Source organism: Stenotrophomonas sp. AS012628 (assembly GCF_010608305.1).
Classification (GTDB): Bacteria; Pseudomonadota; Gammaproteobacteria; order Xanthomonadales; family Xanthomonadaceae; genus Stenotrophomonas; species Stenotrophomonas geniculata.
In genome coordinates this window covers 1-234 of sequence record NZ_VMBJ01000237.1, presented here as the reverse complement: position 1 = coordinate 234, position 234 = coordinate 1, and the positions used below count along the sequence as shown (strand labels likewise).

General features: G+C 71.8%; 1 protein-coding gene. It reads right to left on the bottom strand.

From position 1 onward, the window contains the following. On the bottom strand, nucleotides 1–234 hold a 234-nt coding region (locus tag G5A07_RS21745), incomplete at both ends, for a DUF4129 domain-containing protein (protein ID WP_191864020.1).

Below are 234 nucleotides of genomic sequence, written 5' to 3'. Positions count from 1 at the left end.
CACCTGCGCATCGCCGTCGTCGCGCCCGTAACGCAAGGCGACGTAGCCGGCGGCGGCATTGCGCAAGGCCTGCGCCGCTTGCGGAAACTGAGCGGCAGCGCGCTCGGCGTAGGCTATCGGGCCTTCGGCAGCGCCGCGCGCGCAACCATGTCGCGCCAGCCGCTCACACAACCGCTGCCACTGGGCCTGCACGGGATCAGGCTTGGGCTTGCGCTGCTGCCAGAGGAGCGGCAG